This is a genomic window from Amycolatopsis sp. NPDC051716, assembly GCF_040681595.1.
Taxonomy (GTDB): Bacteria; Actinomycetota; Actinomycetes; order Mycobacteriales; family Pseudonocardiaceae; genus Amycolatopsis.
On the sequence record NZ_JBFAZA010000001.1, the window covers coordinates 206,468 to 220,753 of the forward strand.

15 protein-coding genes are annotated in these 14,286 nt (G+C 70.0%); 7 read left to right on the top strand and 8 right to left on the bottom strand.

Translation table 11 applies throughout. The features are described from left to right. Positions 1 to 9 precede the first annotated feature (9 nt). Positions 10 to 471, top strand: coding sequence for a DUF6474 family protein (locus tag AB0M30_RS01025; protein ID WP_364578288.1), 462 nt, complete (start codon positions 10 to 12; stop codon positions 469 to 471). A gap of 313 nt (positions 472 to 784) precedes the next feature. Here AB0M30_RS01025 and AB0M30_RS01030 read toward each other — a convergent pair whose 3' ends face one another. The 4 genes from AB0M30_RS01030 to AB0M30_RS01045 are packed head-to-tail and all read right to left on the bottom strand — an operon-like array spanning position 785 to position 4,323. Beyond that, on the bottom strand, positions 785 to 1,744 hold the full coding sequence (locus AB0M30_RS01030) for a glycine betaine ABC transporter substrate-binding protein (protein ID WP_364578290.1): 960 nt from the start codon (positions 1,742 to 1,744) through the stop codon (positions 785 to 787). Then, the gene (locus AB0M30_RS01035) at positions 1,741 to 2,520 is read right to left on the bottom strand and encodes an ABC transporter permease (protein WP_103342180.1); all 780 of its coding nucleotides are present in this window, start codon (positions 2,518 to 2,520) and stop codon (positions 1,741 to 1,743) included. Before AB0M30_RS01035 ends, AB0M30_RS01030 begins: the two co-directional genes overlap by 4 nt. Beyond that, positions 2,517 to 3,683 (bottom strand): ATP-binding cassette domain-containing protein, encoded by a 1,167-nt coding sequence (locus tag AB0M30_RS01040; RefSeq protein WP_364578293.1) that lies wholly within the window; start codon positions 3,681 to 3,683, stop codon positions 2,517 to 2,519. The genes AB0M30_RS01035 and AB0M30_RS01040 overlap by 4 nt, the downstream gene beginning before the upstream one ends. Further along, the gene (locus AB0M30_RS01045) at positions 3,676 to 4,323 is read right to left on the bottom strand and encodes an ABC transporter permease (RefSeq protein ID WP_364578295.1); all 648 of its coding nucleotides are present in this window, start codon (positions 4,321 to 4,323) and stop codon (positions 3,676 to 3,678) included. Before AB0M30_RS01045 ends, AB0M30_RS01040 begins: the two co-directional genes overlap by 8 nt. Positions 4,324 to 4,615: 292 nt before the next feature. On the opposite strand from AB0M30_RS01045, the gene AB0M30_RS01050 reads away from it, so the two are divergent. The 4 genes from AB0M30_RS01050 to AB0M30_RS01065 all read left to right on the top strand — a co-directional run bounded on the left by AB0M30_RS01050 (position 4,616) and on the right by AB0M30_RS01065 (position 7,638). Continuing rightward, positions 4,616 to 5,116: a hypothetical protein gene (locus AB0M30_RS01050; protein WP_364578741.1), complete on the top strand. Its 501-nt coding sequence runs from the start codon at positions 4,616 to 4,618 to the stop codon at positions 5,114 to 5,116. Between the two features lie 75 nt (positions 5,117 to 5,191). Further along, positions 5,192 to 5,956, top strand: a complete 765-nt coding sequence (locus AB0M30_RS01055) for a YcnI family protein (RefSeq protein WP_364578296.1) — start codon at positions 5,192 to 5,194, stop codon at positions 5,954 to 5,956. Positions 5,957 to 6,058: 102 nt separating this feature from the next. After that, on the top strand, positions 6,059 to 6,610 hold the full coding sequence (locus AB0M30_RS01060) for a copper resistance CopC family protein (protein ID WP_364578744.1): 552 nt from the start codon (positions 6,059 to 6,061) through the stop codon (positions 6,608 to 6,610). Continuing rightward, a complete protein-coding gene (locus AB0M30_RS01065) occupies positions 6,610 to 7,638 on the top strand; it encodes a CopD family protein (protein ID WP_364578299.1) in 1,029 nt (342 codons plus the stop codon). Before AB0M30_RS01060 ends, AB0M30_RS01065 begins: the two co-directional genes overlap by 1 nt. A gap of 210 nt (positions 7,639 to 7,848) precedes the next feature. On the opposite strand, the gene AB0M30_RS01070 is transcribed toward AB0M30_RS01065, so the two are convergent. Together AB0M30_RS01070 and AB0M30_RS01075 are read right to left on the bottom strand one after the other, a co-directional pair. Continuing rightward, entirely contained in the window at positions 7,849 to 8,736 is an 888-nt protein-coding gene (locus AB0M30_RS01070; protein WP_364578746.1) for an aminoglycoside phosphotransferase family protein, read from the bottom strand. A 22-nt stretch (positions 8,737 to 8,758) separates the two neighbouring features. Further along, the gene (locus AB0M30_RS01075; RefSeq protein WP_103342175.1) at positions 8,759 to 10,144 is read right to left on the bottom strand and encodes a helix-turn-helix transcriptional regulator; all 1,386 of its coding nucleotides are present in this window, start codon (positions 10,142 to 10,144) and stop codon (positions 8,759 to 8,761) included. A gap of 318 nt (positions 10,145 to 10,462) precedes the next feature. Here AB0M30_RS01075 and AB0M30_RS01080 point away from each other — a divergent pair, with 318 nt between their 5' ends. Both AB0M30_RS01080 and AB0M30_RS01085 read left to right on the top strand, forming a co-directional pair. Continuing rightward, positions 10,463 to 10,801 carry a hypothetical protein gene (locus tag AB0M30_RS01080; RefSeq protein ID WP_103342174.1) on the top strand — a complete coding sequence of 113 codons (339 nt, stop codon included), beginning with the start codon at positions 10,463 to 10,465 and terminating at the stop codon, positions 10,799 to 10,801. Positions 10,802 to 10,813: 12 nt separating this feature from the next. Beyond that, on the top strand, positions 10,814 to 11,227 hold the full coding sequence (locus tag AB0M30_RS01085) for a hypothetical protein (protein ID WP_360165783.1): 414 nt from the start codon (positions 10,814 to 10,816) through the stop codon (positions 11,225 to 11,227). 381 nt (positions 11,228 to 11,608) lie between these two features. Here the strand turns inward: AB0M30_RS01085 and AB0M30_RS01090 are convergent, their stop codons facing one another. After that, positions 11,609 to 12,877: an MFS transporter gene (locus AB0M30_RS01090; protein ID WP_364578302.1), complete on the bottom strand. Its 1,269-nt coding sequence runs from the start codon at positions 12,875 to 12,877 to the stop codon at positions 11,609 to 11,611. After that, positions 12,870 to 14,186 carry a GH1 family beta-glucosidase gene (locus AB0M30_RS01095; RefSeq protein ID WP_364578304.1) on the bottom strand — a complete coding sequence of 439 codons (1,317 nt, stop codon included), beginning with the start codon at positions 14,184 to 14,186 and terminating at the stop codon, positions 12,870 to 12,872. Before AB0M30_RS01095 ends, AB0M30_RS01090 begins: the two co-directional genes overlap by 8 nt. Positions 14,187 to 14,286 lie beyond the last annotated feature (100 nt).

Here is a 14,286-nt window from a genome sequence, read left to right on the forward strand (position 1 = left end):
GGAGGTGCCATGGCGCGCAAGGCCAAGGTCGAGGGTGAAGCCAGGTTCACCCCAAAGAGGGCGAAGAACGCGGTCGCGGTGGCGAAGGTGCTCGGCCCGGCGGTGCTCCCGGTGGTGGCGCCGCTGGCGGTGCGCGCGGCGGGTGCGGCCCGCGAGGCGTACGACCGCTACCAGGCACGCAAGCTGGGGGTCTCGATCGACCGGCTGGGCGAGTACACCGGCCGCGGCGCGGCCCTGCACGCCCGGATCGCGGGGGTGGCCGAGGGCTGCCAGGACCTGCGGAAGTCGGAGAAGGCCTCGAAGGCGGACCAGGAGTTCGCCCAGGGGGCACTCGGGACGCTGGAGCAGCTGTCGGCTTCGGTGCGCGCGGCGGAGCGGATGCCGGCGGCGCGGCGCAAGTCGGTGCACCGCGCGGTGGCCGGCGAACTGGAACGGCTGGAAGGGCAGCTGCTGCACCGGCTGGGCATCTGACGGCACCGGCCCTATCCCGGCAGAGTCGCAGCGCCGCAGGTGCCCTAACGCTGTGAACAGCAAGCTGACGGCAGGACCGGCACCCCACCCAGCCCTCCCCCACCACCCCGATCCGAAGCCGGCACGCGGACGGTAGGGCCGGGTCAAGGCACGCTTTCCCGCCTTGACGCGGTGCTGCCGTCCGTAGTGACAATCGGGCTTCGGGGTGGTGGGTCAACGAGTGCGAGCCGGAGGGCCCCTGTCGGCACCGGCCGGCACCCCGAAACTGTCGGTGCCGGCCGGTAGAGTCGAAAACGGGGGGCGCCCCCGCGGGCTACTTCACGAAGCCCTTCTTGACCATCCAGTCGTGGGCCACCTTGCCCGCGTCCTGGCCGTCGACGTCGACCTGCTTGCAGAGCTCCACCATCTGCTCGTTGTCGATCGCCGCGCTGATCTTCTCCAGCGGGCCGCGGACCTCCGGGTGCTGCTTCAGCCACTCCGTGCGCAGCGTCGCCACCGCGTTGTACTGGGGGAACGCTTTCTTGTCGTCCTCCAGTACCCGCAGGTTCAACCCCGAAATGCGGCCGTCCGTGGTGAAGACCTCGCCCACCGGGCAGGTTCCGCTCGCCACCGCCGAATAGATCGTGCCGATGCCGAAGTTCTTCACCGTCGGCTTCTGGAAGCCGTACGCCTTGACCGCCGCCGGGAAACCGTCCTGGCGGCTGGTGAACTCCGTCTCCAGGCAGAACACCGCCTGGTCCGGTTTCTGCTTGATGAAGGCCGCCAGGTCGGACGTCGTCTTCAGGTTGTTCTTCGCGCCGTACTCCTCGGTCACGGCGAAGGCGTACTGGTCGTTCAGCGGCGAATAGTTCAGCCAGGTGACGCCGAACTTCTCCTCGTCCGCCTTGGCCGTCGCCTCGTACTGGGCCTTCTCGCCGCCCGGGACCGGGAGCTCGTTGCCCTGGTAGTTGATCCAGCCCGTGCCCGTGTACTCCCACGTGACGTCGGTCTGGCCGGACAGCAGCGCCTGGCGAGACGAGTTAGACCCCTTGATGTCGGACAGGTCGACGACCTCCGCGCCGGCCGCCGTCAGGGCCATCTCGGCCATGTACGCCAGGATGATGTTCTCGGTGAAGTCCTTCGACCCCACCGTCACCTTCAACCCCTGCAGCGACGGGATCGGCTGGATCGAGCCCGGCTTGATGTCGTACGGGACCGCCTGGTTGACCGTCAGCCCGCAGGACGACAGCGTCACCCCCAGCAGCGCCACGGCGAACAGCCTCCGGAGTTTCATCGCAGCCCCTTCGGTCCGAAGAACTGTTCGGCGACCGCGCCCACCCAGTCGACCAGCAGTGCCAGCGCGACAGCCAGCACCGAGCCGGTGACCAGCACCGACGTCAGGTTCAGCTTGTAGCCGGTGTCGATGAGCAGCCCGAAGCCGCCGGCGTTGACGAACATGCCGAACGTCGCCGTGCCGACCGCCAGGACCAGCGAGGTGCGCAGGCCGGCCAGGATCAGCGGGACGGCCAGCGGGAGCTCGACCCGCCAGAGCACCGCCGTCGCCGACATCCCGATGCCGCGGCCCGCGTCGATCAGCGCCGGGTCGACCTGCTGGATGCCGACCATAGTGTTCCGCAGCACCGGCAGCAGCGAGTAGAACGCCAGCGGCAGCGCCGCCACCCAGATCCCGCCGGTCGCGCCGGTGACGATGAACCACAGCACCAGCACGCCCAGCGCGGGCGCGGCCTGGCCGATGTTCGCGATCGCCAGGAAGACCGGGGCCAGGAAGCGCGCCCACGGCCTCGTCACGATCACCCCGAGCGGGACGGCGACCAGGACGACGATGGCGGTCACCACGAGCGTCATCAGCAGGTGGTCCCACAGCGCCGTGAACAAGGTGGGCGCGTTGAGCGTCTCCTTCTCCGTCGCGTTCAGGCCGCTGGAGAACACCGAAACCAGCGTCACCGCGACGATCACCAGCACCACGACCGGCTGCGCGAACAGCCGGACGCGTTCCGCGCGTTTCGAGCCGGACTCGGTGCTGAAGCCGGTGTCGACGACGGCCGTCATGCCGGCACCTCTTCGTCGTTCGTGTGCTCCTCGCGCAGCTGCTGGATCGTCGCGATCACGGTGTCCAGCTGGATGGTGCCCGCGTACTCGCCGCGCGCGCCGGTGACCGGCACCGACCCGCCCTCGGCGAGCATCGCCTCGAGCGCGTCCTGCAGCGTCGACTGCAGGCTGACGAGGTCGCGCAGCGGCTTGCCGAGGTTGGCCAGCGAAGTCGCCGAGGTGAGCTCGCGCGCGTGCACCCACCGCGTCGGACGGCGGCGCGCGTCCAGCACGAGCGCGAAGTGCCGGCGCGACTTGTCGAGCTTCTCCCGCACCGAGGCGGGCGACTCGTCGACGGTCACGGTGAGCGCGTCCTGCTGGAGTTCGACGTCCCGGACGCGCAGCAGGGTCAGTTGCTTCAGCGACGCGCCCGCGCCCACGAAGCCGGCGACCGTGTCGTCCGCCGGGTTCGCCAGGATCGCTTCGGGGGTGTCGTACTGCAGGATCTTCGACTGGTTGCCGAGCACGGCGATCTTGTCGCCCAGCTTCACGGCTTCGTCGAAGTCGTGCGTGACGAACACGATCGTCTTCTGCAGCTCGCTCTGCAGCCGCAGCAGCTCGTCCTGCAGGTTGCCGCGGGTGATCGGGTCGACCGCGCCGAACGGCTCGTCCATCAGCAGCACCGGCGGGTCGGCGGCGAGCGCCCGCGCCACGCCGACGCGCTGCTGCTGCCCGCCCGACAGCTGGCGCGGGAAGCGGTCGCGGAAGTCGGCCGGGTCCAGCCCGACCAGGTCCATCATCTCCTCGACCCGGTCGCTGACCTTCTTCTTGTCCCAGCCGAGCAGGCCGGGCACCACGCCGATGTTCTGCGCGACGGTGAAGTGCGGGAACAGCCCGGCCTGCTGGATCGCGTAGCCGATCCGGCGGCGCAGCGTGTCGACGTCGAGCTTCAGCGCGTCGTCGCCGCCGATGGTGATCCGGCCGGACGTCGGCTCGATCAGCCGGTTGATCATCCGCATCGTCGTGGTCTTGCCGCAGCCGGACGGGCCGACGAAGACCACGATCTTGCCGGCGGGCACGACCATGGAGAAGTCGTCGACCGCCGCTTCGCGCGTGCCGGGGTACCGCTTGGTCACGTGCTCCAGCTCGATCTCGACACCGGAGACTTCCTCGTTCTCAGCCACGGACACCCCTAGAAATGGTGAAACGCTTGATCAGGACGTAGATGCCGTCGAGGAGCAGGGCGAGGATGACGACCCCGACCGTGCCGGTGACGGCTTGGTTCAGGGAGTTGGTGCTCCCCGCGTTCGTGAGCCCGGAGAAGACCTCGGCACCGAAGCCGGGACCCTTCGCGTAGGCGGCGATCACGGCGATGCCCATCAGCATCTGCGTGGCCACCCGCATGCCGGTGAGGATCGCCGGCCAGGCCAGCCGCAGCTCGACCCGGGTGAGCACGCCGAAGCGGCTCATCCCGATGCCGCGGGCGGCGTCGGTGACCGCCGGGTCGACGCCGTCGAGCCCGACGATGGTGTTCCGGACGATCGGCAGCAGGCCGTAGAGCACCAGCGCGATCACCGCCGTCGTCGGACCGAGCCCCGAAAGCGGGATCAGCAGGCCCAGCAGGGCGAACGACGGGACCGTCAGGATCGTGCTCGCCAGCGCCGTGGCCACCGCCGAACCGATCGGGCTGCGGTACACCGCGACCCCGATCAGCACGCCGAGGACCGCGGCGAGGATGGTGCACTGCACCACCATGCTCGTGTGCAAATAGGCCTCAAGCCACAGCTTGCTCGCCCGGTCGGAGATGTAGTCGAAGAGGTTCATCCGTGTCCGCTCTCCCGCCCTTCGCGCCGGCCTTCACCCGAATGGGCTAGTTCCTGACCGACGGCTCAGTACCCACGGCAAGACCGGTCCAAACCCCGGTCATCGGCCCACCGTGGCCTACCGGCCGGAGATCGGCAACAAATCACCTGAACCGGAGCGCAATCCGGGACGTGAACTCGATGTGTGCTCACTTCACGGGATCACACGCTCACGGCGAAGCAGGTCCCTTAGGCTGCTCCTCATGAGCGATCCGGCACGGCGTCCCGCCGTGCTGGGTGCTACCCGTGGCGTGTTGCTCGCCGTGAGCGCCGGAGCACTTTCCGTCACCGCACACCGGCTCGCCGACGGCGGCCTGCCGGATCCGGCGATGACCGTCCTGCTCACCGGCCTGTTCGGCTGGACCGCGGCCGCGCTCGCCCGCAAGGCACGCGGGCCGGTCGCCACGGTCGTCCTGCTGGGTGCCGCCCAGCTGGTGATGCACCTGCTGCTCACCACGCTCGCCGAGCACCACGCGCACGACATGGCCGCGATGCCCGGCACCACCGGGCCCGGCATGGTCTTCGCGCACGCGATCGCGACCGTGCTCACCGCCCTGCTGCTCGCCCGCGCGGACACGATGCTCCTCACGGTGCTGGCCGTGCTGCGCGCGATCCTGCCGCGGCTGCTGACCCCGCTGCCGGTGCCGTCCGCGGCGCCCGCGCTCGTCCCGGCCCGCACGGCCGGTCCGGACCACCTCGTCGGCGTCGACCTGCGCCGGATCCGCGGGCGGCGCGGCCCGCCCGGCCACTCCTGAAACCCCAGCTCATCCCCACACCGGCCGGTCCCCGAACCGAGCCGTCCCGTTCTTGAGTTCATCAGGAGTGAACCCATGTCCCAGCACGTCTTCAAGCGCGCCGGTTTCCTCGTCGCCACCGTCGGTGTCGCCGGTCTCCTCGGCACCGGCGTCGCGTCCGCGCACGTCACCGCCAACGTCTACGGCCCGCAGCCCACGAAGGGCGGCTACGCGGCGATCGTCTTCCGCGTGCCCAGCGAGGAGAAGGACCCCCTCACCACCACGAAGGTCGCCGTCGAGTTCAAGGCGGACTACGGCATCGGCTCGGTGCGGACCAAGCCGCTGCCCGGCTGGACCGCCGAGGTGACGAAGTCGAAGCTGCCCGCGCCGATCACCAAGGACAACGGCACCCAGATCACCGAGGCCGTCACCGCGGTCACCTGGACCGCGCAGCCGGGCAGCGAGCTCAAGGCCACCGACTACCAGGAGTTCTCGGTCTCCTTCGGCCCGCTACCGACCAACGTGGACGAAGTGGAGTTCCCGGCGCACCAGACCTACAGCGACGGCAAGGTCGTCGACTGGAACCAGCCGACCCCGGCGAACGGCGAGGAGCCGGAGCACCCGGCGCCGTCCGTCAAGCTGGCCGCCAAGGCCACGGGCGACGGCGACCACGCCGCGATGGCCCCGGGCACGGCGGCCACGACCGGGGAGCACACTGAGGCCGCGGCGGCGACGTCGGACAATACGGCCCGTTGGCTCGGCGGGGCCGGCCTGCTCGTCGGCGCCATCGGCCTCGGCGTCGGAGCCGGTGCGACCATCCGGGCCCGCAAGGCCACGGTCAAGTCGGGAGGCAACAGCTAGATGCGCGGTGTGCCTATCGTTACCGATCCGACCGGCAGTCACGGCGGAAACCCTCGCCTGGCGCGGATCGGCCGCGGACCGCGTCCGCCTGCTTTCGGCCGGATTGGTAAGGCGCTCGTCGCGCTGGCGTTGACCGCGGTGGCCGTGCTCGGCACGGCCACCCCGGCGCTGGCGCACAACGTGCTGATCTCCTCGGACCCGGCGAACGGCTCGTCCGTCGCCGCCGGCCCGGCGAAGATCAGCCTGACCTTCGACCAGTACGTGCAGGGCGCCGACGTCAACCAGATCGCGGTGACCGGACCCGGCGGCGGCCAGTGGGCCGAGGGCCCGATCGGCGTGGTGAACAACGTCATCACCGCGCCCCTGCGGCCGCTCGGACCGGCCGGGAAGTACACCGTCGGCTACCGGGTGCTGTCCGCGGACGGCCACCCGGTGACCGGCGAGCTCTCCTTCACCCTGACGACCGCCGGCACCGGCACGCCGGCGACCGTCGACGCGGCGAGGTCGCCGGGCGGCTCCTCGTCGGCGGCGCCGCAGTCGTCGTCGTCGACCGGGGTGCCGATCTGGGTCTGGATCGCCGGTGCGGTCGTGCTGCTGGCGATCGGGCTGACCGTGGCCCTGCGGTCCGGCCGGTCGGTGGAAGAGAAGAACTGATGACCCAGGCCGAGGCCACCACGAAGGTCCGCTATTCGACGCTGCTCTGCGTCGTGACGGCGGCCCTGCTCGGCGCCTTGATCGGCGTCGCGCTCATGTCCACCGCCCCGGTTCCCGGTGTGGTGGAGCCCAGCGCGGTGGTCTCGGCCGGCATCCCGGTCGTCCGGGTCCTGCTCGACCTCGCCGCGGTCACCACGATCGGCCTCGCGCTGCTCTCGGTCCTCGTCGGCTACGACCGGCCGAAGCTCACCGAGCCGATCATGCGGCTGGCCCGCCCGGCCGGCGTCGCGGCCGCGCTCGTCTGGGCCACGGCCGCGGTGGTCGCGCTGATCCTGCAGACCGCGGAGTACAAGCCGGGTTCGTCGACGCTCTCGCCGTCCGACATCGGCCGGTACATCGCCGACGTCGGCGCCGGGAAGGCGCTCGTCATCGTCGCCGTGCTCGCGCTGGTCCACGCCGGGATCGGCGCGCTGGCGCTGCGCTTCGGGGAGAAGGTGCCCGCCGAGGTCCGCGTCGGGCTCGGCCTGTTCGCGCTGCTGCCGCTGCCGGTCACCGGGCACGCGTCGAACTGGAGCTACCACGACTACACGATGATCTCGATGGAGCTGCACGTGATGAGCGCCGTCGCCTGGACCGGCGGCCTCGGCGCGATGACCGTGCTCCTGGTGGCGAACCGGACGCTGCTCGCGCACGCGCTGCCCCGGTTCTCGAAGCTCGCGACGCTCTGCCTGGTCATCTCCGCCGCCACCGGGCTGTTCAACGGCCTGATCGAGCTCTCGCTCAACCCGACCATCGGGTTCTGGGCCGCGATCTTCACGACGCCGTACGGGCGGCTGCTCGTCCTCAAGCTGGCGTGCACCGGCGTCATCGCGGTGCTGGGGGCTCACGTCCGCTGGCGCCTGATGCCCCGGATCGTCCGCCACGACCGCACGGCGCTCGCCGCGTGGGCGACGCTCGAGCTGACCGTGATGGGACTCGCCTTCGGGTTCGCCGTCGTGCTGACGCGGGCGCCGGTCGTCGCTTCCTGACCTCGTCATCGCAGGTAGGAGCCGGTGTGACGTCACGGCGAGTAGCTGCAACTTGCGCATTGGGATGACCGGTGACCCATTGGGGTTGACCGGTCGGGCAGAACTTTCTACCCAGAGCGGGCCGCCTTTTGGATGCGACGAACGGTCATTTGCCGTCGTCGAATGCACGTGCAGACTGTGGTGTCGATCACACCAAGTGACAGATGACGATCATCGGTAACGCGTCCACCGTGTGTCGGTCCGCGCGTTGCGGAAGTCGTCCAGGCGCCGGTACAGCTCCGGCCGGACCTGCGGCCGGCTGCGCAGGATCGGCAGCACGCTGGTCGTCAGCTTCAGCTCGCGGATGCCCCGGAGGACCGTGAAGCCGGGCCACGACGTCACGTCGAAGCCGTACGCCGCGGCGAACGTCCGGTAGCGCACCGGCGGGTCGCCGAACCGCTCGCGGCCGACCGCCAGCGGCGTCAGGTCCCATTCCGGCGGCCCGACGCACGAGGAATCGAAGTCGCAGAGCACCGGGCCGTCCGGGCCGGGGATGACGTTGCCGGGGTACGCGTCGCCGTGGACCAGCCCCCTGGGCAGCGGAAACTCCAGCTCGGCGAGCTCGGCTTCGAGTTCGGCGCAGCGGTCGAGCAGGAACTCCCGGTCGGCGTCGCCGAGCTCTTCGGCGTCGGACACCCGGGCCCGCACCGCGGCGAACGGCGCCCACTCGGCGAGGCCGGGCGGCGGGGGCAGGGCGTGCACCTGGCGCAGGAGGCGAGCCAGGTCGACGGACGTCGCGGCCCGGCCGATGCTCGGCACCTGGTGCCACACGGTCACCAGGTGCCCGCCGACCGCCAAGGGCTGTTCGACGTCGGCGAGCAGCCGGATCGCGGGGACGCCGTGGTCTTCGAAGTGCCGGGCCACGCGGACGACCGTGCCGACCCGGTGCCGCAGCTGCGTCGAGCCGACGATCCGGACCACGAACGGGGCCGTGACCAGCGCGTACACCGCGTTGTTGGTGAACCGCAGCAACCGCGCGCCCGCCGGGTCGAGGTCCAGCAGCGCGCAGGTCTCGGCCAGCACGCCACGCAGCTTCCCGGAGGTGAACCGGCCGTCCAAAACCGCGCCGGCGCCTTCGGCGTTATGCGGCGTAGAAAGCGTGGAGCCGGTCGGCGAGGTCACGGGCGTCGGCGTTGTTGCGGCGGCGCTCGGCCTCTTCCTGCAAGGGCCGCATCCGGTCCTTGACCCGCTCGGACTTGATGCCCTCGGCGCAGTCAATGGCCTTGCCGCCGACCTTGGCGCCGTGGTCGAGGTCGCCGTCCAGCAGGTGGTTGGTGGCGAGCGCGCTCAGCATGAACGTCTTGGAGCGGGCCATTTCGTCGTCGTAGGTCTCCACGGCCTTGGTCAGCGCCGGGATCGCGTACTTGGTGTGCTCGGCGTTCTTCTGCGCGAGGACCGTGTGGACGGTGCCGACCATGGCGTAGACGTCGGTCTCGGTGAAGAACTTCACCCACGACTCGGCTTCGGCCAGGTTGGCGCGCTCGAACTCGTCCTTGCTCCGGCCGAGCAGCTTCACCGCCTGCTCTTCGTTGCCCATCATCGCGTAGGCCCAGGCCTCGTTCGCGCACAGCACGGAGACGGCCAGCTCGGAACCGCTTTCCTGGGCGGCGATCTGGCCCAGCTGGAACAGCTTCAGCGCGTCGTTCGGGGCGTCCTGGTGCAGGTAGACGCGGCCCATCCGGTAGAGCACGTTGGCCACCAGCGGGTGGTTCTCGCCCTGCTTGGCCAGGTCCAGCGCGTTCGCGAAGTGGCCGCGGGCGGAGTCCATCAGCCCGGTGTCGAAGGAGGTCCAGCCGGCCAGCGAGTGGAGGTCGGCGAGCGCCACGTACAGCCGGTTCTTCACCAGGTCGGTGCCGTGCGCCTCGAGCATCTGCTGGCCCCAGGACAGCTGGGCCACGACGGCGTCGCGGCAGAACCCGCCGCCGTACTGGTAGTCGAGCGCCCGCAGCGCCCGCGTCGCGGCTTCGACCTGGCGGACGTCGGTCATGCCGATGCGCCCCGGCGCCGGTGTCCTGGCCGGCCCGGCCGCCCAGGTGCCCGATTCGGGACCGAACACTGCCGCGCCCATCGTGACCTGGGCAGCGTGCGCGAGGAACCTCCGTCGCTTCACGGACTCGTCCTCCTCAGCCTGCTGGCCGTCGGCGGAGCCGACGACGCGTATCGCCGTGGCCTCGTCGTAGGCGAGGCCCATGTATCCACGGGGGACGCCCAGGCCGTCGGCGATCCGCGTGAGCACGTCGTAGGCCATGACCTGGCGACCCTTGAGGATCTCCGACACCTCGGACTGGGATTGGCCGGTCATCGCGGCGATCTGGCGCTGCGAGACACCGTGCTTGCGCAGGAGCCGGTACACGGCGCTGATCTCGCGAGACGCGAGAGCCGTTCTCATCTCCGGCTGCTCCCACGCGTCAGCGGGAACTGCGTGGCTCTGCCGGGCTTCGGCACTGCCACCGTTACTGGCGTCCATCGCGCCCCCTCCACTGTCCGGTCGGGCGTCTGTAAAACAGCGTAGGCAAACCTGGTGAACCGTGTGAACAGCCGAACTGGTGCCCTGATCGGTCCGGGCGAAGTCCGTTGACCGCTTACCGTGGAACCGAGCCCAGTCACCGCTATGACGCCGGTTCCACCTTCTATCGCACCCGGTTTCACCTCACTGTAGTTGTCAGATCTCCGTCACCGGCCGCACACCGGTAGCGATCACGGAGAGCTACGAAAACCGCAGCGTTGCGCAAGTGCGATGTTGCAGAAGGCATCTTCGGAGACTTTCGACAGAGCGGAGAAGGGCGTGGAGTTCGTGGACTCGTTCGCAGGGGGACATGCCGGCACGGCCACCCGCGCCGTGCGGCCGGCGACGGTCCCTCCCGTCTCCGCCGTCCGCCCCGTCACCCCCGCCGCCGCGGTCGACCCCCGCACCGCGAGCGTCCGCCACTACGAGGGCGGTCAGCTCGTATGGCGGGTGCAGTGCGGCGACCTCATCAGCCGCGAGCGGGCGGTGACGGTGTTCGTCGAGGACAACCAGGTGGTACTGGTCTCGCCTCCCGGTGAGACCGCGCGGTTGACGTCCGGCCAGCTCGGACAGCTGCGCGCCGCGCTCAACGAAGCCGCCAAGATGGCGGAAAGGTAACGGTGAGCTGACATGGATCAGGTACTCGGGCAGGTCCTCCGCAATGCGGTCTGGGAGCGCCTCGACATGCTGACCGACCTGGCGAACCGCGCCGACGCCCAGTCGCTCGTCTCGGTCGCGCGCTCCGAACTGCCCCGGTTGACCGAGGCGTGGCGCGCGATGCTGAAGATGCACGAGCCCGACGAGCGCGGCGACTGCCCGACCTGCTCGACCCGGTGGCACCGCTGCAAGGCGCCGTGCTCGGTCTGGCAGGTCGCGCACGAACACTTGGTAGCCGGCGGGCTGGCCCCGCAGCAGCAGTCGGCCGACAGCCGGCTCCAGGGCCGCCGCAAGAGCCCGGTCACGGCGCACCCCGCACCGCCCACCGCCGCCGAGACCACCGGTCGCCACGCGCTGGTGAACCCGCGCCGAGCGGTCACGGCCTGACCCCCTGACAGGCGAGCCACGGCCGGCCGATCGCCCCATCGGACCCGCGTCGGCACTCGCCTCGGCCGAGGACTGTTTCGCCCGCACCCCCGAGCAGCGCGAACCGGTCCTCGGCCACCACCCGGTCCCCACCGCGATTAATCGAAAAAAATACGCGTTAGGCCTAGCCCAGGCGGTAATCCCCCGCTAGATTGATCATCGAAGACGGCGTTGGACCATGGGTCTGGTCCTGCCGTCACCCCGCCTCTGAGCGGCCCCCGAATTCCGCGGGCCGGTGCCGTTGCACTCCCCTCCCCCGACCGGCACCGGCCCGCGGTTCCATACCCGTGAAACAGTGAAGGCCGCACTCCCCGAGTGCGGCCTTCACTGTTTCGGTTGGGCTTAGCGGACCGCCTTCACGCGCAAGACGAGCACCGAGGCCAGGAGTGTCGCGACCGCCGAAGCCGCGAAGAGTCCCGAGTAGCCGCCGAGGTAGGTGAGCACCAGCGGCGTCACCAGCGGGGCCAGCACCTGCGGCAGCGAGTTCGCGATGTTGATGACGCCGAGGTCCTTCGCGCGGTCCTGCGCCGTCGGGAGCACCTGCGTCAGCATCGCCAGCGCGACCGCCATGTACGCCCCGAACCCGACGCCGAGCAGCGGGGACGCCACGAGCGCGACCGGCCAGCTCTGCCAGACGACCAGGAGCAAAGCGGCCAAGGCCATCACGCCGGAGGCCATCAGGACGTACGGCTTGCGCCGTCCGGATCTGTCGGAGAAGTGCCCTGCGAGCACGGCGCCGGCCACCAGCGCGACCCCGTAGAGCGCCATCATGATGATCAGCCCGGTGTCCGGGTCCGGGTAGTGCACGGCGTCCTTGAGGAAGAACCACAGGTACAGCGTCCCGAACGCGTTGCCGAGGTTGATCATGAAGTGGCACGACCACGCCCACGCGAAGTCCGGGAACCGCCGCGGCGAGACCCAGAGGTTGCGGAGCACCTCACCGGCTTTGGACGACGGCCGGAACTCCACCGGCAGGCGCGCGTCCGGCGTGCGGAGGACGAAGAACGCGGCTCCGGCCACGACGATCCCGGCGCAGACCGCGTAGGCCGGCGCCAATCCGGCGAAGTCGGCCACGAGGACGACCACGATCGCGCCCAGCACGGTGCCGAGCATCTGCGCGATGCCGACGAGCCCGCCGACCTGCGCACGCTGCCCGACCGGCACCCGGTCGGCGATGGCGGACATCAGCGTCGCGAGCATCCCGTTGAGCCCGGCCTGCACCAGGCACCAGCCGGTGATCAGCAGCGCCACGTTCGGCGCGAACGCCAGCACCATCAGCCCGACGGCGGCGACCGCCGCGCCGATCACCGTCCACGGGTGGCGGCGGCCGAACCGCGAGCACGTCCGGTCCGACAGCAGCCCGACCGTCGGGTTGACGACCAGCGCCACGAGCGCGCCGACGCCCATCACCAGGCTGAGGACGAACTCCTTGTTCACCTGGTCGAGCAGTTCGGACTGCTTCGGCAGCAGCACCTGGATCGGCGCGTAGACGCCCAGCCAGAGCGCGATGTTCGCGAAGAACAGCAGGCTCATCCAGCCGGGCCGCACCCGCACGACGGGCTCGGCGAGCGCTTCCGGCACGCCGGTGGCCTCGGTCGTCTCACTACTCATTCCGCACCAGCTTCCGGTACCAGTGGAACGAGTCCTTCGGCGTCCGCCGCAGGCTCTCGTAGTCGACGTGCACCAGGCCGAAGCGCGGCGCGTAACCCTTGGACCACTCGAAATTGTCCATCAGGGACCAGCAGAAGTAGCCACGGACGTCGACACCGGCGTCCATCGCCTCGCGCAGCGCGACGAGGTGACTGTGCAGGAAGTCGATGCGTTCGGGGTCGTGCACACCGCCGTCTTCGGCGACTTCGTCGGCGAAGCTGCAGCCGTTTTCGGTGATCTGGATCGGGGGGAGCTTGTCCTGGTAGCGGTGGTGGAAGTCCAGGAGCAGCTCGCGGAGGGCGTGCGGGACGATCGGCGAGTCGTTGGTCGTCATCGGGTAGCCCTCGATGTCGCGCAGCTCGAAGGGCAGCGGGTTGCCCGGCCCGGGCATCGCGACCCCCTGCGGCTCGTAGTAGTTGACGCCGTAGAAGTCGAGGGGCTGCGCGATGGTGGGCAGGTCGTCGGCGAACCCGGCGGGCAGGTGCGGGTGGAGCTGCTCGGGGTAGCTGCCGAGCAGCATGGGGTCGGCGTAGAGCCGGTTGAGCAGCGCGTCGAGGTATTCCGCCGCGTCTCGGGCGTCGTCGTCCGCGGGCCAGATGGGCGAGTGGTTGTTGGCCGTGCCGATGTTCGTGGCGCCGGCCGCGCGGAGGGCCTGGACGGCGAGCCCGTGCGCGAGGTTCTGGTGGTGCGCGGTCGGGATGGCGTCGAGCAGCAGCACCTTGCCGGGCGCGTACTCCCCGATGCCGTACCCGAAGATGGACATGACCATCGGTTCGTTGAGCGGAATCCACAGCTTCACCCGATCGGCGAAGCGGTCTCCGAGGATCTGGGCGTACTCGGCGAAGCGCTCAGCGGTCGCCCGGGAGAGCCAGCCGCCCTCGTCTTCGATGGCTTGGGGGGTGTCCCAGTGGTAAAGCGTGACGGCGGGAGCGATGCCCGCCTCGCAGACGGCGTCGATGAGCTTGTCGTAGAAGCCGAGACCTTCGGGGTTGGGCGCGCCCTTGCCGCCGGGCTGGATGCGGGGCCAGGCGATGGACATCCGGTAGGCGCCGACGCCGAGTTCCGCCATCAGCGCGATGTCTTCGGGGTAGCGGTGGTAGTGGTCGGCGGCTACGTTGGCTTGTTCACCGCGGGCGATCTTGCCCTCGGTCGCGGTGAACGTGTCCCAGATGGACGGTCCGCGCCCACCTTCGCTGGTGGCACCTTCGATCTGGAACGCCGATGTCGAAACACCCCAGAGGAAGTCGGGCGGGAAGATCGGGTTCTGCACCGGCTGCTGACCCCTTCGTCAGGGCACCCATAAGGGTGAACATGAAAAGTTCTCATATACTAGGTCTTCACTCGTCCGTGGGGAAGCCCGTCGGCACGAT